At 67.7% G+C, this 21866-nt stretch carries 18 protein-coding genes and 2 tRNA genes; 9 read left to right on the top strand and 11 right to left on the bottom strand.

Going from position 1 to position 21866, the window contains the following annotated elements; translation table 11 throughout:
* Window positions 1-94: 94 nt before the first annotated feature.
* From OXG33_06235 to OXG33_06215, 5 genes are all read right to left on the bottom strand, one after another.
* Window positions 95-2302, bottom strand: a complete 2208-nt coding sequence (locus OXG33_06235) for a copper resistance protein CopC (protein ID MCY4113521.1) — start codon at window positions 2300-2302, stop codon at window positions 95-97.
* Window positions 2303-2421: 119 nt separating this feature from the next.
* A complete protein-coding gene (locus OXG33_06230) occupies window positions 2422-3441 on the bottom strand; it encodes a hypothetical protein (GenBank protein MCY4113520.1) in 1020 nt (339 codons plus the stop codon).
* Between the two features lie 74 nt (window positions 3442-3515).
* Complete coding sequence (locus OXG33_06225) at window positions 3516-3863, bottom strand: hypothetical protein (protein ID MCY4113519.1); 348 nt, start codon at window positions 3861-3863, stop codon at window positions 3516-3518.
* Between the two features lie 85 nt (window positions 3864-3948).
* Window positions 3949-4248, bottom strand: a complete 300-nt coding sequence (locus OXG33_06220) for a cyclic-di-AMP receptor (GenBank protein ID MCY4113518.1) — start codon at window positions 4246-4248, stop codon at window positions 3949-3951.
* 43 nt (window positions 4249-4291) lie between these two features.
* Window positions 4292-5131: an inositol monophosphatase gene (locus tag OXG33_06215; protein MCY4113517.1), complete on the bottom strand. Its 840-nt coding sequence runs from the start codon at window positions 5129-5131 to the stop codon at window positions 4292-4294.
* Window positions 5132-5381: 250 nt separating this feature from the next.
* Here OXG33_06215 and OXG33_06210 point away from each other — a divergent pair, with 250 nt between their 5' ends.
* Window positions 5382-6557 (top strand): glycine C-acetyltransferase, encoded by a 1176-nt coding sequence (locus tag OXG33_06210; protein MCY4113516.1) that lies wholly within the window; start codon window positions 5382-5384, stop codon window positions 6555-6557.
* Window positions 6558-6659: 102 nt separating this feature from the next.
* Window positions 6660-7778, top strand: a complete 1119-nt coding sequence (gene pheA, locus OXG33_06205; protein ID MCY4113515.1) for a prephenate dehydratase — start codon at window positions 6660-6662, stop codon at window positions 7776-7778.
* Here pheA and OXG33_06200 read toward each other — a convergent pair.
* A complete protein-coding gene (locus OXG33_06200) occupies window positions 7775-7999 on the bottom strand; it encodes a DUF951 domain-containing protein (protein ID MCY4113514.1) in 225 nt (74 codons plus the stop codon). The genes pheA and OXG33_06200 overlap by 4 nt on opposite strands.
* Entirely contained in the window at window positions 7996-8871 is an 876-nt protein-coding gene (gene pyrF, locus OXG33_06195) for an orotidine-5'-phosphate decarboxylase (GenBank protein MCY4113513.1), read from the bottom strand. Before pyrF ends, OXG33_06200 begins: the two co-directional genes overlap by 4 nt.
* A gap of 57 nt (window positions 8872-8928) precedes the next feature.
* Between pyrF and OXG33_06190 the strand changes: the two genes are divergently transcribed.
* Window positions 8929-9159, top strand: coding sequence for a hypothetical protein (locus tag OXG33_06190; protein MCY4113512.1), 231 nt, complete (start codon window positions 8929-8931; stop codon window positions 9157-9159).
* Window positions 9160-9174: 15 nt separating this feature from the next.
* Here OXG33_06190 and OXG33_06185 read toward each other — a convergent pair.
* The 3 genes from OXG33_06185 to OXG33_06175 form a co-directional block, all read right to left on the bottom strand.
* Window positions 9175-9262: transfer RNA gene (locus OXG33_06185), tRNA-Leu, on the bottom strand.
* A 3-nt stretch (window positions 9263-9265) separates the two neighbouring features.
* Window positions 9266-9342: transfer RNA gene (locus OXG33_06180), tRNA-Trp, on the bottom strand.
* A 410-nt stretch (window positions 9343-9752) separates the two neighbouring features.
* The gene (locus OXG33_06175) at window positions 9753-10703 is read right to left on the bottom strand and encodes a hypothetical protein (GenBank protein ID MCY4113511.1); all 951 of its coding nucleotides are present in this window, start codon (window positions 10701-10703) and stop codon (window positions 9753-9755) included.
* 113 nt (window positions 10704-10816) lie between these two features.
* Here OXG33_06175 and OXG33_06170 point away from each other — a divergent pair, with 113 nt between their 5' ends.
* The 6 genes from OXG33_06170 to OXG33_06145 all read left to right on the top strand — a co-directional run bounded on the left by OXG33_06170 (window position 10817) and on the right by OXG33_06145 (window position 20291).
* Window positions 10817-12622, top strand: coding sequence for a family 10 glycosylhydrolase (locus OXG33_06170; protein ID MCY4113510.1), 1806 nt, complete (start codon window positions 10817-10819; stop codon window positions 12620-12622).
* Window positions 12612-14390, top strand: a complete 1779-nt coding sequence (locus OXG33_06165) for a family 10 glycosylhydrolase (GenBank protein ID MCY4113509.1) — start codon at window positions 12612-12614, stop codon at window positions 14388-14390. Before OXG33_06170 ends, OXG33_06165 begins: the two co-directional genes overlap by 11 nt.
* A 36-nt stretch (window positions 14391-14426) precedes the next feature.
* Window positions 14427-15626, top strand: a complete 1200-nt coding sequence (locus tag OXG33_06160; GenBank protein ID MCY4113508.1) for a GNAT family N-acetyltransferase — start codon at window positions 14427-14429, stop codon at window positions 15624-15626.
* Between the two features lie 28 nt (window positions 15627-15654).
* Window positions 15655-17121: a sulfatase-like hydrolase/transferase gene (locus tag OXG33_06155; GenBank protein MCY4113507.1), complete on the top strand. Its 1467-nt coding sequence runs from the start codon at window positions 15655-15657 to the stop codon at window positions 17119-17121.
* 146 nt (window positions 17122-17267) lie between these two features.
* On the top strand, window positions 17268-18692 hold the full coding sequence (locus OXG33_06150) for a hypothetical protein (protein ID MCY4113506.1): 1425 nt from the start codon (window positions 17268-17270) through the stop codon (window positions 18690-18692).
* A gap of 183 nt (window positions 18693-18875) precedes the next feature.
* Window positions 18876-20291 (top strand): hypothetical protein, encoded by a 1416-nt coding sequence (locus tag OXG33_06145; GenBank protein MCY4113505.1) that lies wholly within the window; start codon window positions 18876-18878, stop codon window positions 20289-20291.
* Between the two features lie 95 nt (window positions 20292-20386).
* On the opposite strand, the gene OXG33_06140 is transcribed toward OXG33_06145, so the two are convergent.
* A complete protein-coding gene (locus OXG33_06140) occupies window positions 20387-21862 on the bottom strand; it encodes a CYTH and CHAD domain-containing protein (GenBank protein MCY4113504.1) in 1476 nt (491 codons plus the stop codon).
* Window positions 21863-21866 lie beyond the last annotated feature (4 nt).

Raw genomic sequence — 21866 nt, 5'->3', positions numbered from 1 at the left:
AGGGCGGTTCGCCTCACGCCAACCCACAGGGAGAGGGGGCCGGACCTGGATTCCGGCGTTCGCCGGCATGACGAAGGGGTTTGGAAGGCCTGAGCTACGGCGGCAGCGTCTGGAGAAAGTTGACCAGGTTCCAGATGTCGAACACGGTCAACGTCTCCCCGAACGCCGGCATAGCCGTGTCGGCAATGCCCGCTTCGATGAAGGCGTAGAGCTCGCCATCGGGGTGCAGCGGCACGTGAATGGTCAAGTCCAGCGGCGGCGGATCGAGTCCGGCCGCCAGCGGTCCGTCGCCCTGTCCGCCAGGACCGTGGCAACTGACGCAGTGGGCCTCAAAGTGCATGCGTCCGGCGTCGATGGATGTCTGGTCGGGCGGCACGGGGTTCACGGCACTCAACGAGCTCGGGGTGAACTCGGGGGTGGTGACCAGCAGCGCAAGCCCAACCGCGCCGGCGCCGAAGCCGGCGACCGTCACGCCTCGTCGCGCCCAGTCCGCCCAGGCCATGGGCTGCAGCATGCCGAAGGCGAGCAGTAGGCCCAGACCCGCGAGTGCAATGGCCCACACGCGGCGCACGTCGTCGGCGGCCGGTGGCCGCGCGCCGCCTGCCGCTGCACCGCCGGGCGTGACGTCGAACCGGAAGGGCGCGCGCGCATCGAACTCGCCGGGGCGCCGGACAACGACCAGCGCCTGCCAGCGCCCGACGAGGCCAATGAAATCGCCCGCCACGACGTAGCGGCCGTCAGCGTCCGGATCGGGACGCAGATCGCGCTGCCCGATGTCCGAGTCGAGAAACTTGAACTGCAACTGGATGTCGGCGTCGACCACGGGCTGTCCCCGATCCTGAAGCGTCAGAGTGGCGGTGTTGTGGCCCGGGGTTCCCGGCTGAATGCTCAGGGCCACTTCGAGGTCGTCAAGGCGGGCCTCCAGATTGACGCCCCGTGCATCGCCCAACGCGACCTGGCGCGCGGGTTCGAGGCTGGTCAGCAGGCCGACCACCGCAACGACGGCGACGCCGAGCAGCACCTCGGCGGCCACCAGGCGCGGCGCCCACCGGCCGGCAGCCGTGGGCCGCAATTCGTTCAGTCGACGCCGCGTCCAGAGCAGGTTGACCCCGCCCAGGCCAATGAGCGGCGCCACGAGCACGAGCTTGGCCACCAGCGCGCGGCCGTAGTCGGTTTGCGCCAAGCGCGGCAGCTCGACGACCTGAATCCAGGTGGCAAACGCGCCGGTGATGACGAGAGCGCCGACCGAGATCGTGGCGATGGTCGAAAACCGCGCCAGCAGCGCCCCTAGCAGGCGGCGGCGCGGGTTGCCGTCGAGCGTCCGGCGGGCATGCACGAGCGACAGAAGCAGCGGGGCGAGGCCGCCGGCCCAAAGAGCGGCGGTGAGCAAATGGAGCACGTCGGCGCTGGTGGCCGCCGTCGTGGACTCGAGGAGCGCCGCCGCGTGGCTGCCCAATGAGATTGTGACCAGCACAGCCGCGGCCAGGGCCGCGACCGGCAACCAGGCTCGCAGCGGCCGCGATTCGCGGCCGGCTCGCATCAGGGCCAGGGCCAACCCGGCGAGCACGACGGCCCGGACGATCCACAGCGTGCCCCACTGGCCCAAGCCGAGCGCGTTGCCGACGGCGCCGACCAGGTCCGCCTCGGCATCGCCGGCGAGGCTCGCGGCCTGGGTCACCAGCAGTCCCACGTGGGCGCCGGCGGCCAGACCGAATCCAATCCATCCGAGCTCGACGTAGCGGGATCCCGCGGCCCTTACGCCGACCGCTCGGGCGGCCGGCGCGAAGATCAGCGGCACATGCACCGCGGTGGCCAGCACGAGCATGGCGCCGACGAGCAGCGCGGCCCGAAGGACGGGCTCGGCGGGGCTAAGAACCAGCGCGGACGCCGGGGTGCTCGCCACGTCGGCGTCGATGGGCTCGCCCACGCTGAAGGCGTAGGAGCCCCGGATAACGTGACCGTCGACCACCGACAAGGTGCGCCAGGTCACGACGTAGGTGCCATCGGCGAGCGGCGGCACGCGCACCAACATGGCGGAACGGTTCGACGGGTCGACCTGGCTGGGGTCGTCAGTCACCGACGCCCCGGAGGCATCCAGGACATCGATGCGGCTGAAACCCGGCTCGATCCGCTCGGAGAACTCGGCGGCGACGACCTGCGGCGGCGTGTCTACCGTGGAGCCGGCAGCCGGAATCGCTCGCACGAGATTGGCATGGGCGGCGACCGGCATGAGCCCGACGGTGGTGAGCACAGCCGCAAGCACGACCGCCAGCGTCCAGCGTCGGGCCGGCGCCAGCGTCATGCGTTGGAGAGGCGCCGGCATCGCCCGGTGCGGGCGGGTTTGAAACCCGCCCCTACCGGAGGCATGGCGTCCCTGGGTTTGACCGGACTGGATTCCGGCTTGCGCCGGAATGACGGAGCCTATGCGCCACGACGGCGACTCCGAATCGCCAGCGCGATCGCGCCGGCGGCGGTCACAAGGCCAACGGCGCCCACGGCGATGCCGACGATGCCGATCACTCGCGCGCCCGCCGCTGCGTCGAGCGCCTCGTCGGCCGATGCCCGCGAGGTCCGCACCACCCCCTCGAGCTCGCGGACGCTGGGCAGCGTGACGGGAAACTGCGCGGCCGCGCGGGACTGCACGGCGTCGAAGGTGTTCGCGCCCGACTCGAATGCCTCGTCGAACGGCTGGCCCTCGATGCTTCCAAAGAACCGGAATCGATAGGCGCCGGGTTGCGTTGGTATGAAGTCCGCCGTGTACGCGCCGGGGTGTTCGAACAGCGGCGCGAGGGCCATGACCGTCGACTGCCCCGTGGCGACGTGGGTGACCTCGACTTGCAGGGTGTCCTCCAGTCCGGTCACCGGCCCGTCCAGGCCGGCGGCGGCGTGGGCCTCGTCGGTATGCATGCCGCTCGCGATGAGCTGGGGCTCGCCGGTGCGGTTCCGAAACACGACGGTGGTTCCCGGCTGCACCCGCAGCATGTGCGGCGAGGCGCCGTCGGCGTGTAGTTCAATTTCGACGCGGCTTGCCGCGGGTACGTCCCGCGTGACTTCAATCAATCCGGCGATATCGGGATTGAGGTGGCTGTGGTAGGGAATCGTCATGCCGTCGAGGTCGTGCGGAATCTCAGATTCGAAGGCGTCGCCATCCTCGAATGGCGTGGACACGAAGATGCCCCCGTGGGCCATGACGTCGGGCATCTGGCTTCCCGACATTTTGTGCGGCTCTTGAGCCCCCTGCCCGCTCGCCATTCTGGTGACCTCGAGGAATACGGCGTTGAGGTATCCCTCGTAGGCGGGTTCGTTCAGGAAGCCGACTACGACGTCGAAGCCGGCCGATTCCCGGCCTTCGTGCGCCAACGTGCCCGAGGCCGTGGCGGCGGTGAGGACCGCCGCCGCCACCAGCGCGCGCGCCGTGGCGCGCGCGGATATCCATCGCATCTGATTTCTCCTGGGTGCCTGTGCTCGGCGGCGCCAAAAAATTGCGCCTGCCGTGAAGGGTGTCGACGACTCGACTAGCTCCGAGGAGGTGGATGCGCCGCCTGCGGCGACCACTCCGAGACCCGTTGGGTCGCGTGCGTGATCCGTCGAAAGGTGATGGGCAGCAGGGCCGTGGCCAGGAGGGCCGGCAGTACGCCCGCGAGCAGACCAAAGGCACCCTCGGGGAATTCGCCCGAGGACGCCTCCGTTTCAGTCCCCAGCGGCGCGTCGCCGGTCGCGAGGTGCACGTGGCGGTGCCCCTCGTGACCGGGCGGAACCTCGATGCCGATGGCCTGCGCGAGCAGCACGGTCAGCAGGGGCGCGGCCAGGGCAAGCAGCGCCGCGCGCGCGAGCACTCGCCCACCGGCGCTGGATAGGGTCATGGATGTCGAAGCTCACCGGCAGCGAGTAGGCGCATAAGCCAAGCTTACTGCGGTCGCGAAGTGGCTCCCCGAGCTGACTCCGGGGCTACACGCGTGCGGACACGGTGACCGGAAGGACAACAAGCATCGTGGAGCCGGCGCGGCCGCCTGCCTCACTGTCGCTCTCGGCGGAAGCATTGGCTCGAATGTGCTCAATGACCGAGTCGACCTCGCGTTCGGCCACGCCGACCAGCAGGGTCACGTTGCCGCGTCTGAGAAAGCCGCCGGTGGTGTTGATGCGCGTGACGCGGAACTCGTCCTCAACCAGCGCCGCCTGTACCGTGTTGGCGTCGTCGTTCGACAACACGGCCAGCACCATGCGTTCAACCGGGATCTCGGGAAGCATCAGCCAGCAGCGGGGGACGGGCAGCGCGCGACGCTAGCACCGGCTAAATCGAGGGGTCAACATCCGGGGGCGGGAACGCCAGGTGCAAACCGTGCGCATGCGCGAGCTCGATCATGGCCTGGTGCAGCCGCCCGTTGCTGAACACGCAGCGGCGGCTGTCGGGACCCATGGGACGCCAATAGATATCCGTGGCGCGACCGCCGGCCCGCTCGACGATCAGCGACGCCGCTGCCTGGTCCCACCACTTGACGTTGCCCAAGAGCGCGCCGTCAAAGCGGCCCGCCGCCACCCATGCCATCTCCAGGGCGGCGCTGCCGGTCAGCCGAACGCGATGAAATATCTCGGCCGCCGCCGGCAGCGCCGCACGCAGACGCTTCGAGTCCTCCGGCGAGGCGCCGGCTTGCGCCCAGGCCACGGCTGCGTCGGCGGGATCGTCGCGATCCGTGACGCGCACCGTTGCGCCATTGCACTGCGCGGGCCCATCGGCGGTAGCGGCAAATAGCTCGTCGCGGACCGGATCGAATACCACGCCGACGTCGACCCGCCCGTGGGTTGCATGCGCCACGCTGACGCAAAACTGCGGCTGGCCGCGTGAGTAGTTGTCGGTGCCGTCCAGCGGGTCGATGACCCAGACGTCGGGCCCGAGAGTGTCGTCGTGCGGCACTTCCTCGGAGAGGATCACGTGGTCGGGGAACTGGGCGAGCAGCACGTCGCGAATGGCGCGGTCCGCAGCCATATCCGCGTCGGTGACGACGGTTGTCTCTCCCTGATAGGTCTTCCAGCGGACGTCCATCGTGCCGCCCAGCCGCTGCATCAACTCGTCGCCGGCCGCCCGAGCCGCCTGGGTGGCGGCCTCGAGCATGGCGGCAGGGTCGGCAGTCATGAGTTCCGGGCGTGGCGCCGACCGAGCGGCATCATGCCGGGCGCGGGTGCTGTGTTCATGGGCGGGTTGCTCTGGCATTGGCCTGGCGGCGGCATCATAGACGGCTGGTCAATCGACGACCATGCCCACCAGCCCGTGGTTCGACTGACCCACCGCCAACGGGATTGGCTCACCACGAACGGCGCCCTGGACCATGGCGCGCACGGGGTACGCTAGCGGCCATGCCCCGCACGCATCGAGAGCGCACTCCATGCATCCGCTGACGTTTGCCGATCAAGAGCTCGCAGACCTCCGCAGCAAGGGCCTCTGGCGGCCCCTGCGCGTCCTGGAGTCCCCGCAAGGTCCGCGGATTCGCATCGGCGGGCACGACCTGCTGAACATGTCGTCGAACGACTATCTCGGTCTGGCCAATGACCCCGAGATGCGCGCCGCCGCCCAGGCCGCGGTGGATGAGTTTGGCGCGGGCGCCGGTGCGGTGCGGACCATCGCCGGGACGATGGATATCCACGAGGCGCTGGAGCGAGAGATCGCCGAATGGAAGGGCGTGGAAGCGACGCTGGTCCTGCAGTCAGGATTCGCCGCCAATCTGGGCGCGGTGGCCTCGCTGGTGGGGCGCGACGATGTGATCCTCAGCGACGAGCTGAACCACGCCAGCATCATCGACGCCTGCCGGCTCAGCCGCGCCACGGTTCGCCGCTTCGCGCACAGCGACGCAGATTCGTTGCGCACCGAGCTGCGGCAATGCGAGGGCTATCCGCGCAAGCTGGTGGTGACCGACGGCGTGTTCAGCATGGACGGCGACATCGCGCCGCTGCCCGATCTGGTGGAGGTTGCCGAGGAGTTCGGCGCGATGGTGATGGTGGACGACGCCCACGGCAGCGGCGTGCTGGGGCGGGGCGGGCGCGGCACCGTGGATCACTTCGGCCTCAAGGGACGCGTCCACGTGCAGATGGGCACGCTGTCCAAGGCCATCGGGTCGATGGGCGGCTACCTGGCAGGCTCGCAGACGCTGCGCGACTACCTGATTCATAACGCTCGGCCATTCCTGTTTTCGACCTCGCATCCGCCGGCCGTGGTGGGCGCCACGCGGGCCGCCATCGCCATCCTCTCGCGCGAGACACAGCGGGTGGAGCGGCTCTGGGAGAACGCCCGCTATTTCAAGGCCGGCCTGGCGGACCTCGGACTGAACACGGGACGCAGCGAGACGCCGATCACGCCGGTGATCGTGGGCGAGGCGGAGACGGCCCATGCCTTGAGCGACAAACTCCGCAGCCTTGGGATATTCGTCCAGAGCGTGGCGTTTCCCACGGTGGCTCGCGACGCCGCGCGGGTGCGCGTGATGGTGAGCGCCGCCCACAGCCGCGACGACCTGGACGAGGCCATCCGCGCCTTTGCCGAGGCAGCCGCCGATCTCGGCCTCAACTGAGGGGCACGTGCCGAGTATCTGCGTCCCGGAATATGGAATGCGTCAATCGGCGACGGTGGGTCCCACGACGATCTTCGAGCTAGGCCGGGTCGAGGAGGTCCGGTGCTAGAATCCCGCTCACCTGTGACGGAGGGCCAGCCGGCGGTGGCCGATCAGCTCGATGAGCTCCGGCGCGCGGTGGACGCGTCGGATGATGGGTTGATTCGGCTGCTGAGCGAGCGAGCGGCAGTCGTCCGCCGCGTCGGCGCCCTCAAGGCCGAAGCCTCCAGCCCGTCATATGACCCGGATCGTGAGCGCGCGATCCTGGACCGAGTGACGGCGCAAAACCCCGGTCCCCTGAGCGCGACGCACATTCGAGACATCTTTCGCGAGATCATTTCGGCCTGCCGCAGCCTCGAAGAGCCCGAGCGGGTGGTGTTCCTCGGGCCGGCCTACACCTTCAGCCATGAGGCCGCGCGCACTCACTTCGGACGTTCCGCCAGCTACCTGCCGGCGGATTCGTTTCGCGAGGTGTTTGCCCACGTCGAGCGCGAGGATGCGGCATACGGGCTGGTGCCGGTAGAAAACTCAACCAGCGGAACGATTGGCGAAACCCTGGATCTGTTTACAGAGCATGAAGTCTCGATTTGCGGCGAAGTCGTGGTGCCCATATCGCACAACCTGATCGCCTCGGCCATCGAGGACACCTACGCGACGGTCTATTCCCACGCTCAGGCGCTGCATCAGTGCCGCGATTGGCTGGCGCGCCAGATTCCGTCAGCAACGCGACACGAAGTGGCCAGCACGTCCGAGGCGGCCCAGCGGGCTAGCGATCAGCCCGGCACGGCTGCAATCGGAACGATGTCCGCCGCCGAGGCCCATGGTTTAACGGTGGTCCGGCGGCATATTCAGGACATTGCCACCAACCGCACCCGGTTTTACGTGCTGGCACGCCGGCCGGCGAGCCGCACCGGGCGGGACCGCACGGCGCTGCTGGTTTCCATCCGCGACCGCGTGGGAGCCCTGCACGACATGCTGGGCATGCTGCGCAGCCACGACGTGAATCTGAGCTTCATCCAGTCACGCCCATCCCGCACCAAGCCCGGCGACTACCTGTTCTTCCTCGAATTGACCGGGCACCCGGACGACCCGAACGTGGAGCAGGCGCTTGCCGAGCTCTCGCGGACGAGCGTGCTTGCTCGGGTGCTCGGCGCCTGGCCGGTCAATCCGGCGCCCGACTAACCCGGGCGCGCAGCGCCGGCGCGGTGTTGGGAATGCAGACGACGCGTCAGCTCGCGCCGCGCCAGAAAGATCCGGCGACCGCAGCCGTTGCAGCGGAGCCCGACGTCACCGCCCACCCGCCTCACCGTCCAGGTGTCCGCGCCGCACGGATGCGCCTTGCGCATGCGCACAGATTCTCCAACGGTGAATTGGGGAACGTCAGGCGACGTTGTTTCAGTCACGTGGATCGGACGGCGTTGATCCGGTCGCGCAGCACTTGCACGGCGGCACGGGTCGCGAGCGCGTAGTCGGCGTCGGCTGAGGCCCAGAGCGCGGAGCGCCCGGCGTTGATGAGCACTCCGGCAGGCGCCTCGCCGAAGCCTGCGCGCACGACAGCTTCCAAATCACCGCCTTGGGCGCCGACGCCGGGCGCGAGCAACGGGACGGATGGCGCCGCGGCACGCACGCGGCGCACGTCGTCGGACCGGGTGGCGCCAACAACCGCTCCCAGGTTGCCCAACTCCGCCCGCGACTGGATTTCGCCGGCCAGGCGCACGAACAGTGGATCCGTGTCCTGGGAACCGCCCTGAACGGCATCCGCATCGGGATTGCTGCTGCGCGTCCACACGAACACGCCGCGCGTCGGATCGACGAGCATCGGCTCGACCGTGTCCCAGCCGCCGTAGACGTCGACGGTCACTGCGTCGACGTCGAACACATCGAATGCCGCGCGAGCGTATTGCTCCATGGTGTCCGAGACATCGCCGAACTTTCCATCGAGGATCACGATGGCGCGGTGATCGATATGTTCAATGATGTCGGTAAGCAATCGGATTCCATCGGATCCCATGGCAAGGTAAAACGGCAGATTAGGCTTGAAGGCCGACACATCTTCAACTGATGCGTCAACAATGTTTCGCAGGAATCTGCCAGCGCCTTCGACGGTGTGAGGGATGCTCCGCGGCAGCTGCTGGCGCAAGACATCGAGGCCGAGGCACACCCACGACTGCTTGGCCTCAGCCTCAGCCCACAGCCTTGCCGAGAAATCCGGTGGGTCGGTGGAAACGCGGAGCGCTTGGGACTGATCGGCCGCCGGCCGTGGTCGATGACTCATGCTCATCGGCAATGGTAGCCTATCGCCCACCAATCAAATCGCCGCGGGTGCGCGCCGGTGGACCTTCGCAAGCTATTCCGAAAAGCCCCGGCACCCAGCGAGTGGCCGATCCGCCACACCGTCAAAGTGATGCCGCGCGAGACGCTGCGAACGATTGCCGAGCGTGAGTACGGCGATCAACACCAATGGCAGATCATCTTCGAACGCAATAAGTGGCGATTTGACGACGAGGATCCGCAGGCGGTTTATCCCGGAATGGACCTGGATATTCCGGAACCCGCGACATAGGCCAAGGCCGAGTATTGGTGCCGAAGGTCGGGATCGAACCGACACGAGGAGTTACCTCACTGGTTTTTGAGACCAGCGCGTCTACCAATTCCGCCACTTCGGCGCGTGGCAGGAGTGGAGGGACTCGAACCCCCGACCTACGGTTTTGGAGACCGTTGCTCTAGCCAACTGAGCTACACTCCTCCGCCACTTTCACGGTAGCACAGGATCGGCGCGCTGCGGTCTGCGATTGAGGCCAGCGAGGGTCAGACGTATTGCGGAAATCGCCTGTGGTGATCGGTGCGTCCGGCGTCGCGGGCGGCGACATTCCCCGGAGACTGTGTGTCGCGGAATCTGTCTGCTCAAATGCACATTGAAGACTGGTGACGTATCCATATTTCAGTTTGACACCTCGAAATGTCGGGGGCATGGATTCCCGCCTTCGCGGGAATGATGAAGGGTTGCCTCCGATGGTTTATCCCGTTCGGTAATCCCGCTGTACATGCGCAGATAGTCTCGAATTCTCTGAGAGATGTTCAATTCAATAAGAGCGTCACGAATACAATTCTAGCGAAACGTATAGAAACTATTACCCTCGTCGTTGTTGGACTGGTCTATACGCCTTGCATCCAGCGCTGATACTCGCTCCAAATGTCGTCTGATCCCCTGTCCGGCTTGAAGACCATACGTCCGCTCCAGCGATACGCCGCGCCAACCTGACATTGCTTGATGACGATGCCGAAGTCCCAAGCGGGATTGCGCGGGCCGCCGCCGGTCGGCTGTATGGCAAACCGCAGATGGTCATCCGAGCGGAGCATCAAGGCCAGCACCATGTTCCGCCAGCGGCCGAACATCACGGGCTCGACGTAGCGCAGCGGTCGGATGTTGTGCAGCAGGCGCCCGGCCGCGTCTGGCTCGTTGGGCAGCAGCTGCGCCTCCCGCTCCGAGGCGAAGGCGCGCGCATCGTGCGGCGGCTCGGCCAGCGTCGCCGTCCAGTCGCTCTCCGCCCGCGGCTGCGCCCGCGCGCGAACGTAGGTGGTCTTGACCTCGGGCCGCCGGATGTAGCAGGCCCAAAACAGCCCTACCCAGTCGCCGGTGAACGAGCCGGCATGTGGCGACAACACGGATTCCAGATCGACGTAGTGGGGCGGCACGACTTTGAATGTGGTCTGCACGTCGACGCGTTGCGGTTGTTGGACGCGGGTCTCCAACACGACCGTCGATTCGTCCACGCGCGTGAGGCTGCCGGGCGTGGGCGCGCCGCCCGGTCGCCCATCGATCCAGCGCGGCCGAAACGACGAGCCGTCGGCGTCATAGACAAACTCGAAATTCATGCCGCTTCCGCCGCCCACGCCGAAGATGTTCTCCGCCGGGCCGTGACGGCTGAACAGCTGTCGAATGCCGTTGTAGCCGGTGTAGCGGTCGAAGCGGTATGGGCCGTCTTCGAACGTGCCGTCCTTGATCGCGGCCATGCGAGCGTCGTCCCGAGTTGGAGGGTCGGCAGCGTCGGCGTTGTCGACGACCTCGACGACCAGATCACCGGCGGTGAGAAACTGAGTACCCATGTGTGGCCCGATGCGTTCGGGTCATTGCTGGCATAGCGTCTGATAGGCTTCGCCGTCAACTGGTGGCCCGCGCGAGCGAGGGCGATGCGCGAGCCGGCGGAGGGGGTGGTGCCGTGGCTGGGGTTGAGCACGACCGCTACGCGGACCGATGGCTCGCCAGCGATCCCGTATACCTGACGGACCTGGACCGCTGCGAGCCGGCAGCGGCTCTGGTTGACGTTCCCGCATTGCGGCACTGGCGCAAGCTAACCTACTCCACCGACGACCTGGAAGGCACGATGCTGCTGGCCGGCCCGCAGACCGCGGCGCCGACCGTCACCTATCCGCTCGAAGCGTCGGGCTGGCATGCCATTTCGGTTGGACTCGTGCGATGCCATGCCGGAGGCCACCACGCCCGGTACAGCGAGCTCGAGGTTCGGCTCACCGACGATCAGGTGTCGACGATGCTGACTCTCCCCTCACTGGCGGATCACTATCCGGACGAGCCCATGCCGGAGCACCGGGAAGTGGCGGAGCTGTTTTGGAAATGCGCGGAGCTGGACGGGCAACAGCTCGAGCTGGGCCAGCCGGCGGCCCGCCTGAAGTCCGGCGACGAGCACGCGTCGTTTGCCTGCGGCGCGGTGCACGTGGCGTATATCAAGCTCGTGCCGCTGACCGACGACGAGGCGGCCGATGTCGAGGCGGATCGGCAGCGAGCCGACACCAAGCGACTGTTCGCGCACAACGACTCCCACGGGCCCCATTGGGTTTGGCGGCTGACGACGGCGGACGAGACTCGCCGCGAGATCGAGCCCTATCGCGACACCGACTTCAGCCGCATGTATTGGGAAGCCGGGGGCGGCGACGAGGTCCGCTACTTCTCGAAGATCGCGCACATCCCGACGATCGAGGAGGTGCAGGACTTCAATCGCCGCGGCGACCGGCTCCATGCCGAGAGCTGGCGCATATTCCGCGATGCGGGGATCGACCCGTTTGCCGTCGCGGTGGAGCACACCCACGAGCTCGGCATGGAGTTTCACGCGGCCTGGCGAGTTTCGGGGTTCCACTACCCGCCGCCGATCGACCACAACAGCTTTGGCGATACGTTCTACGACCGCCACCCCGAGTGGCGCGGCGAGGACCGCCGGGGCCGGCGCACGCCGATCATGGCCTACACCTACGAGGGTGTGCGCCAGTTCGCGGTTTCCCTGTTTCGCGAAATGACGAAATACCCGATCGACGGCGTGTGTCCGCTCTTCAATCGGCGTCTGCCGCTGGTGGAGTACGAGCCGCCGTTGGTGGAAGGATTCAAGCGCGAGTTCGGCGCCGATCCGCGCGAGCTGGACGAGCGCGATCCAACCTGGCTGGCCTATCGCTCGCGCGTCCTCACCCAGTTCATGCGCGAGCTGCGGCAGGCGATGGACGACGTAAGCCGCGAGCAGGGGCGGTCGACGCCGATTGCGGTGTCGGCCGTCGTCGAAGGCACCGAGGCCGCCAACGCCTTCTTTGGCTGCGATCTCAAGACCTGGGCCCAGGACGGCCTGGTCGACACACTGATTCCCTACGTCTCCGACTTGGAATCGCGCGGCTCCGTGGCGCCCTGGTCCGACGCACGGGAGCTGGACTATTTCCTGGATGCGGTCGACGGCACGTCGTGCCTGCTGGCGCCGAACGTGATGCCGCGCCGGATGAGTCCCGAGGACTTTCGCCGACGGGCCGCCACGATCTACGGCGCGGGCGTCGAGCACTTGTTCTTCTGGGACTGCGCGGGCGGCCACGGACGCGCGAACTACCGCCCGATGTGGAACGCGGTGCGGCGCCTGGGCCACGTGGACGAGGTGCTGGCCTGGAGCCGCGACGGCGAGCCGGAGTTGGGCTGGATCTCGTCCGACCTGCGAAGCGTGGGCGCCTGGAGCACGGCGTACGCCGATGCCGGGTAGCGCGAGCGTGGATCGCCACACCGACCGCTGGCTTGCCGGTTCGCCGGTGTATCTGGCGGACCTCGACCGCTGCCTGCCCGCCGACGCCATGAACCCCGCGCCTGCCTTGCGGCGCTGGCGCGCGCTGCCATTCACGGCGGAGGCCTGCGCCGGGACGATGCTGCTGGCCGGTCCCGAAACCGCGGCGCCCGACGTCACCTATCCCCTCGATGTCGCGGGCTGGCACGCGATTTCGATCGGCGTCTACGCCGAAACGCACGGGGAGAGCCGCGCGCTGCGCGCCCGGCTCACGGGCGAGCCGTCGTTCACGTACCTGGCGACGCATCCCGACGAGGGCACGTTTCAGGCCGAGCACCTGCTGGAGCGCTTCTGGAAGATTGCGGACCTCACGGATCGGCAGATCGAGTTGGGACAGATCAGCCCCCGCGTGGGGTCCGGTGACGAGGCCGGCTCGTTCGTCTGCACGCCCGCGAACATCGCCTATATCAAGCTGGTTCCGCTGTCACCGGCCGAGGTGGAAGCGCACTTGGCCGACGAGGCCCGCACCGACCGGCGGCGCGTGTTCGCGCACAACGACGCCCACGGCTATATCTGGAATGGCGGGCCGCTCACGGTCGAAGAGATCCAGCGCGAGGTCGCGCCGTTCGCCGACTCGGATGTGGCGCGGATCTACTGGGAGGGCGCCGTCGGCGATCTGACGTTCTATCCGTCGGCCATCGGCCACATGCCGACGGCCGACGGCGTGGAGGACTTCATTCGCGTCGGGGATCACACGCACGCGCGCGCCTGGCGGCACTTTCGCGATGAGGGCATCGATCCGCTGCGCATCGCCGCCGAGACCGCGCAGTCCATCGGGATCGAGCTGCACGCCTCGTACCGCGTCGCCGGCTTTCACTTTGCGGCGCCGATCTACGACTCGTGGAACGCCGGAGGGTTCTACCTGGACCACCCCGAGCTTCGCTGCGTGACACGCGACGGCAATGCGGCGCCGCGCCTCTCGTACGCCTACCCCGAGACGCGGGAGCTGGTGATCTCACTCTTGCGCGAAATGGCGAGCTATCCGGTCGACGGCGTGGCGCTGCTGTTCAATCGTCGCCCGCCGCTGTTGGAGTACGAGCAACCGCTGGTGGAGGGATTCCAGGCGCAATTCGGCGTGGATCCCCGCACACTAGACGAGCGCGACGAGCGCTGGCTGCGATATCGCGCCGAATTCCTGACCACGTTCATGCGCGAGCTGCGCACCGGTCTGGACGCGACGGACAAGGAGTTGGGGCGCAAGCGCCCGACCCAGATCTCGGCCGTGGTGCTGAGCAGCGAAGCGGAGAACCTCTACCGCGCCATCGACCTGCGCACGTGGGTCGCGGAAGGCCTGGTGGACACGGTGATTCCCTACAGCTCGGCGCCGAACCTCGACAGCGGCGCCGAAGCCTGGGGCGACCCGGAGTCGATCGAGTTTTTCATAAATCTGGTGAGCGGCACCGACTGCGTGCTGGCGCCGAACCTGATGCCGCGCTACGTGCCCCCAGCCGAATTGCGACGCGGCGCGCGCCAGCTCTACGACGCCGGCGTGACGCACTTCTTCGCCTGGGACGCGGTGGTCCTGGGCGGGCGGGTGATGTTCAACGACTACTGGGACGCGCTGCGCCGGCTGGGCCATCGCGACGAGATTGCGGCCTGGAGCGACGCGGGCGAGCCGTCGCTCGGGTCGACCACCATGCGCCTGCTGACGCTCGGCGACTGGGACATGTCCTACGCCACGCCGGGCTAGCTCCGCCATGCGGCAACTCGAACGGCGGCATGTCGCATGACCGGCAGTCCAGTGGTGGACGGACCGCGGGCGTGCGCCGCCGACGAGTTCGACGGCGTGGTCGCACTGCTCAATCGCGTGTTTCGCGAAGGCTCCGACCAGAACACGCAGACCGACTATCCGTTGATCTTCGATCGCGCGCGGCGCGAGTACATGCGAGTGGTGAGCGTCGATGGCGCCGTGGTGGCGCACGTGCCGGTGGCGCCGCGGGGCGTGGTGATCGACGGGGATGCCTTCACGCTGGCCATCATCGGTGGCACGGTGACCCACCCCGACCATCGGCATCGCGGCTACGCGACCGCCTGCCTGCGGGACGGGGTGCGCATCATGGTCGAGCGCGGCTGGCCGGTATCGGCGCTGTGGACGATCGAGCCGACCTTCCCGTTCTATCGCAATTCGGGCTGGGAGGCCGTGGGGTCGCAGGGCTGGATGTACACGCTGGCGGCGGATGACGTCGCGCGGCTACGGCCCAGCCACCACCGGATCACCGTCTACGAGCCCGGCAACCACGAGCACCTGCGCGCCATCCGCGAGATTCACGACCGCGAGCCGTTGCGCATCGCCCGGTCCCCGGACGAGTACGCCGTGCTTTTTAGCCTGCCCAAGATGCACACGCTCCTCGCATTCGAGGGCGACGACGTGGCTGCCTACCTCACGGTTGGACAGGGAACGAACAAACCGGGCCTGGTCGAGGGTGGGGGCGACCTCCGGGCGCTGGAGGCGCTGGTGCGCCACGCCCGCGCCGAGTGGCCCGCCGACCAAGACCTGCAAGTCGTATTGCCATTGACGCCTTGCGCCCTGGGCGACGTGGTCGAAGCCATCAAGCCGGGGCGGCAGCGGCCGGCGGAGGAGGCCAGCGGCATCGGGTTTCAGATGATGCGCGTCAACGACTTCGGTCTGCTGATGCACCAGGTTCGGAACCACCTGGGGCGCCGGTCGACGGGCCTCCGCGGCGAAGTGTGCGTGGTGTGCCAAGACACCGGCGAGGCCGTGTCGCTGCACGTGCGCGACGGCGAGGTCGAAGTTACGGACGAGCGCTTGCCCGATGCGGTGACGCTCCGCCGCCGCCAGCTGACGCAACTGGTCTTCGGAGGACATGCGTCGGCACCGCCGCTCGGGCTGCACGGCAGCGGCGCGCATCTCCTTGACGCGCTGTTCCCGATCTACGCGCCAATCTGGGAAATTGACCACTCATAGCGGGCCGCGGCAGCCGATGGAGTCCGATGTGAACCGTCCCAACATCCTGCTCATCGTCACCGACCAGCAGCGCGGCGACTGCCTGGGACTGGCGGGTCACCCGGTGCTGCGGACGCCCAACATGGACTACATCGGCGGCGCCGGCACGCACTTCACCCGCGGCTACAGCGAAGTGCCGTCGTGCATCCCGGCGCGCCACGTGCTGATGTCGGGGCAGTCCGCGGACGTGAGCGGGATGGTGGGGTTCTACTACCGATCCGAAGATTCGACGTGGCAGCCCGAAGCGACGTTGCCCGGCGAGCTGCGCCGGGCGGGATATGAGACGCGCCTGATCGGCAAGCTGCACTTGCAACCGCGGCGGCGGCGTTGGGGGTTCGACGCCATGGAGCTGGCCGACGGCATCGGCGGGGAAGACAACGACTACGCGGACTGGCTGCGCGAGCGGGTGCCGGAGGATCAACTGCAAGCCGCTCACGGCGTCGGCTCGAACAGCTGGGTTGGCCGGCCGTCGCACCTGCCGGAGCACCTGAGCTACTCGGCCTGGGTGGTCACGCGGGCGTTGGAGTACCTGGAGAAGCGCGATCCGTCGACGCCGTTCTTCCTCAACCTTTCGTTCTTTCCGCCGCACCCGCCGCTTGCGCCGTCACGCGTCTTCTATGAGCGATACGCCGCGCTCGATCTCCCGCAGCCGGTCATCGGGGATTGGGTCGATCCCCTGCCGCCCGGCGCGTCGCTCGGGCTGGACCCCCTCGGCGGCTCGCAGCGCCTGCATCTCGATCCACTGACCATGCACTACTGCCGGGCGGCGTACTACGGCCTGATCAACGAGATCGACGCCCAGCTCGGCCGGCTGTTCAACGCCATTCGCGGTTCGTTGCTGACCAACACGTTCGTCATGTTCGTGTCGGATCACGGCGAGATGCTTGGCGATCACCACCTGTTCGCAAAGACCGAGCCGTTCGAGGCGTCCGCCAGGATCCCCTTCATGGCGATGGCGCCCCAGCCGGGCCGGGGCAAGGTGAATGCCGAGTTTCCCTCGGGAATCTCCTGCGACGCTCCGATCGGCCTGCAAGATGTGATGCCCACCCTGCTCGACGCGGCGGGCGTGCCGATTCCAGCGAGCGTGACCGGGCGGAGCCTGCTGCCGTTCATGCGCGGCGAGCGGCCCGAGTGGCGCGACGCCTTGCACGGCGAGCACAGCACCTGGCGCACAACCGACAGCGGCACCCACTGGCTGGTGACGGCCACGCACAAGTACATCTGGTACAGCCAGACCGCAGAGGAGCTGCTATTCGATCTCGCGGCCGATCCGAATGAGCTGCACGACCTATCCGGCGAGCACGACTTGGAACCGTGGCGTCGGCGAATGATCGAGGCGCTCGCCGACCGGCCGGAGGGGTTCACCGACGGACAGCGCCTGATTGCCGGCCAGCCGCATCGCGCCTTCGTGCCGGGCAAGGGACCGGTCGTCGAGTGGCCGGACGTGGGCCGCTAGGACAATTCCCACGCGTACTGCGCCGACGTGTGATGGGGTGAGCTGTCGCGCAGCCCTCCCGACGACCGCTCAGATTGCGCTCATATACCGTGGGCATTGCGTGCCAAGGAACCAATCGGCGTGCATGGAGCTTTTGTAGCGCCCTGATGCGACTTGCCAACCACCAAGCGGCCGTGCGGGTGGCGGAATGGATTGGGCGGATCCTGCTCGTGGCAGTGGTGGGGTTGTGGTGGGGCGGTCACGTGGGGCCACAGCTCTTCAGCCTGGCATTCCCGTCGCTCCTGCCGCCCGACAGTCTGCTGCGGCAGCTTGACCCGGAGCTGGATGAAGGCTTTGCCAACTCGGCGTCCGCGGCGACGCTGCTGATCGTGGCGCTGCTGGCCGCCACGAATGCCTTCGTGGGTTGGCGGCGGGGCGCCGGCCGAGTCGCCATTGGCGGCTGGTTCCTGCTGGCGGCGTTGGTCGCGGCCATCGCCGTCAGCGAGATGAGCGATACGCACAACGACGCGCAAGCCGACGTGCTGCGAAACGTATTCGGCGTGGAGGGACGTCCCGCGGAGTGGGCACGAATCGCGCTGATCAGTCCGCTGCTCGCGGCGTTTGCGGTCGCGATGTGGATGTTCGTCCGCCGTGGCTTGGGTGCGTCCGCGGCGCGGGTGCCAATTGTCCTCGGCGCCGGAGCCTGGCTGCTGTCTGTGGCCTATGACGCCACGCAGCACATCCTGCTCACCGGCCAGGACCATGTGTTGGGGAGCATCATCGAAGAGATGCTGGAGATATGCGGGGCGTTGCTGATTGGGTTGGGCGCCGCCATGTCCCTGCGCGCGGACGCGGCGCTGCGAACGCGGTCTCACGCACATTTCGTCCGGTGGAGGGCGCCGCTGATCGGATCGTTCGTTGCCGTTGTCGTGCTCGGCACTCTGGCCGTCGTGTTCACGTACAGAGTCCTGCTCATCGACGTGGGGGCCGTCCGCGGCCTTCACGCGCTGGACTTGCGCCTATTCGCACAGGAAACGGTCGCGCAGGAGTTGCGAATGCCGGCTGATCCCATTGGGCGAATCGATCTGCGGCTCGCCCAGCGTGATCCGGGCGGCGGAACGGGCACAGCGGCCGTGCGCGTCACCAGCCCGGAACTTCCGGACCGCGTATTGGCCGTCGGCTCGGTGGAGTTTCCCAGCGGCGTGCGAACGCAATGGCGGAGTATCGATCTCTTGCCACCGCTGACCGAGCCCGAGGGCCGCCGATTGCGCGTAGCGGTGATTGCCGACATCAATACCGACGCCGAACTCTGGGTTGGCGTTGCCAAGTCGAACTGGTATCCCGACGGGGGATTCTGGATCAATGGCGAGCCCGCCGCGCGGCACCAAGACCTCGAGTTCGTGGCCTACGGCCCGGCGGAACCCACGCGAAGCAAGCTGGGCGCCGTCTGGGAGAGCTTTTCCTCCGGCTGGCGCTGGCCCGCGACGCTGGTCCGCATGGTGGTGGGGCTAACGCTGATTACATGCTTTCCGATTGTGCTGGTTGCCGCCGCCTGCCGGCGGTCAGGCGATTCAGGAATCCGTCGCCACTAGGTGTCGGCAACGCGTCGCCGAGCGCCGGTGGGCTGCTGCGCGCGGCGGGGCATGCCGCCTGCGAATTGAGCGGCGGGACGGTCGTGCAGCAGTGCGGAGGACTATCGCAGAGGTCCGGCCGTACTACCTTTGGTGCCGGCGGTTAGCTCCATGCCCTGTAGATGAAGATCGTCGAGAGCCCTGATGCGACGTGCCAACCACTCCCCGGCCCCGCGGATGACGGAATGGACCGGACGGCTGCTGCTCGTGGGCGCGGTGGTCTTCTGGTGGGGCGGACACGTTGGTCCCCAACTCTTCAGCTTCGCGTTCCCGGCTTTGTTGTCGCCGGACGCCCTGCCGCCTCAGCTGAATCCCGAGCAGGACGGGAGCCTGGCCAACCTGGTTTCCGCCGTGGCACTAGTGATGGCCGCCCTATTGGCCCTCGCGAATGCCATCGTCTGCCGCCGCAAGGCGGCTGGACGGCTCGCCGTCAGCGGCTGGAGCTTACTGGGGCTCACGGCCGCGTATCTGGCGTGGGAAGAGGTGTCCGATTTCCACGCGACGGACCTGGATCCCATCGGACGAACCATCTTCGGCGGGGAGTTTCTGGGCTCGGCGGGCACACAGCTCTGGGTTTTCATACTCAGCCCGCTGATCTTGGGATTTCTGGTCGCGATGGGGCTCTTTGCATGCCGGGAGCTGCGTGCTCAGGCGGTTCGCGGGCCGTTCATCCTTGGCCTGATTGCCTGGCTGGTGGCCATCGCCCAAGAGGCGGGCTACTGGGCCTTCGCCTCGGGCCGCGCTTCCGAACTGGTGATCGTTGTCGAAGAGACTCTGGAGTTCAGCGGCGCCCTGCTCATTGGTCTGAGCGCGGCCACGGCGTTGCGCGGCCACAACGGATCTCGAATGCAATCCGGGCGAGCCAGCCGCCGCTGGCGTGTGTCGCTCATTGGGTCAGCAACCGTGGTCGCCGTGCTCGGAGTCCTGGCGATCGCATTCGTTTTTCGCGCCTTGCTCATCGATGCGCGAGCGCCAAGTCACACAGACGCTTTTGGACTGCGCTTGGGCGCCAAGGAATCCGTCGTCCAAGAAGTGCATATGCCCTCGTATCCGCTCGGCAGGCTCGACTTCAGACTCGCCCACCGCGACCCGGACCGTGACTCCGGGATCGCGTCGCTGCGCGTCTCCAGGCTGGATAGCCCCGACCAGCCGCTGGCCGAGTACCAGTTGACGGTGCCCACGGGGCAGGACTCGAGACGGATCGGCGTCGATCTTGTTCCTGCGATTGTCGAGCCCGAGGGCCAGCGGCTGGCACTAGAGCTCGTCGCCGACGTCGAGCCGGACGCCGAACTCCGGGTTGTAGCAACGAGAGTGAATCGATACGACGATGGGGCCCTCTGGATCAACGGAGCACCGGCGTTTCCGGACCAAGATCTTGAGTTCGCAGCCTACGGCGCGCCCGAGCCAACACGGAGCAAACTGGAGTCCGTCTGGAAGCTCTTCGCAAGCGGCTGGAGCTGGCCGGTGCTATTGGCCGACCTATGGGTGGGTCTCACACTGGTTGCGTTGACTCCGGTCGTCCTGATCACCGGGGCCTTTCAGAGTCGCCGGCGCCCGTGAGCCATCGATAGAGCTGGAGCGGCGAACGCAGCCACACGCGCGCTGACCGCGCTCGGCCACCGACCCTCGCCGCGTCCGACCGAGCTTCGCTGCGCTTAGATCAGACCCGCTCGTCGCAGCGCTCTTGGCACGCCGCCGGCGTGGACGCGGGTCATGGCGTCGAGCGTGCCCGCCAGTTCCCCAGCCTCGAACGCAGCCGCGGGGTCGGCCATGGGTCGGGCTCGCAGCCACTCAGCCGCGACCACCGCGTCGTTGTAGTCACCCAGGACATCCTGGAGCGCGGCGAGACGGCGCGCCAGGCGCTTCACCGGTTTGCCCCCAAAGCGTTCCACCGCCTCGGCGGCATAGCGCGCGCGCTTGGCCGCGATGCGCATGCGATGCAGCTCGTCGGGGCTGGTGGCGGCGTCAACCTTTGACGCCGCGCGGCCCAGGCGTTCCTCAGCCCGTCGCGCGAGGGACCGAAGTTCGCGCGGCGCCATATCTCGCACATCGTCACGTACCTGGGGAGAGGCTGACGCGGCGATCACGCGATCGAGCAACTGGTCGGTACGCTCGCTTTGGAGCATGGCGAGGAGCTCTTCCCGCGCCCCCTGCCGCTCGACGAGCAGTCGCGCGAGCACCGGCTCGGGAGTCGTGCGCGACGGGTCCAGCGTGCGAGCCGCCGCCTCGAGCGTCTCGAGCATCACGTCGGCGTCGCGAATCGGCTGCATGAGCCCGGCCAGCCAGCGCAACTCGTCGCCCAGCGCGCGCCGCCACGCCTCGTCCAAGAGCGGTCCAAACGTGCGCATGTTGGAGCGCAGGCGACGGGTGGCGACGCGGGCCTGGTGCACGGCTTCGGGGTCTTCGTCGAGCACCACCCCCGGCAGCGCGAGCACCAGTCGCCTCGTGACCTCGGCGAACGCGGCCCGAATCACATCGGCCGCCGTGGCGTGGACGCCCAGCCGGGAAACAGTCACTTCCGGCGAAGCGGCGGCGTCGGCCTCGATCGCCCGCCGCAGCTTGGGCACGCGAATCGGAACGGTGGCGCCGGCCGTCTGTAGCCGTGTCACGACGTCCCGAACGACTGCTTCGGAAACGTCTGGACGCAGCTCAACTTCAACTTCCCGAAACTGCTTGGCCAGCGCGCCGCCGGCATAGGCCGTCACGGCGTCCTCGGAGATCTCGGCAAGTTGACGCCCCTGCGGGTCGGCCACATCGGTGGACCGGCGCGTCGTTTCCAGGCGAACCAGCGGGATGATCGGACGCGCGCGAGTGAATGGCCGCACGATCGTAAGCGCGTGGGGCGGCGGGGCGTCGGCCGCGCCGTCCACCCGAACCTCGTCACGCGCGAGGGCGGTGCCGTCGTCGAGCACCGGGAGCTTGACCAGCCACCCCTCGCCGACGCGATATCGCAACGTGCAGCCCCAGCGGAGGAGTCGCAGATCGGCGGTGTCGTGGTAGGTCGTGACCAGCTGCCGAGGTTCGTGCGGGCGCGTCACGTATACGGCCAGCGCTTGGTCAAGGTTCAGGTCGACGAGCGGGTCGATGCCGAGCTTGTGCTCACGCTCGCGCGTCACGCGGTTGGGAGTCACCGGC

Source organism: Chloroflexota bacterium (genome assembly GCA_026708035.1).
Classification (GTDB): domain Bacteria; phylum Chloroflexota; class UBA11872; order UBA11872; family UBA11872; genus JAJECS01.
This window is presented reverse-complemented; position numbering and strand designations above follow the sequence as displayed.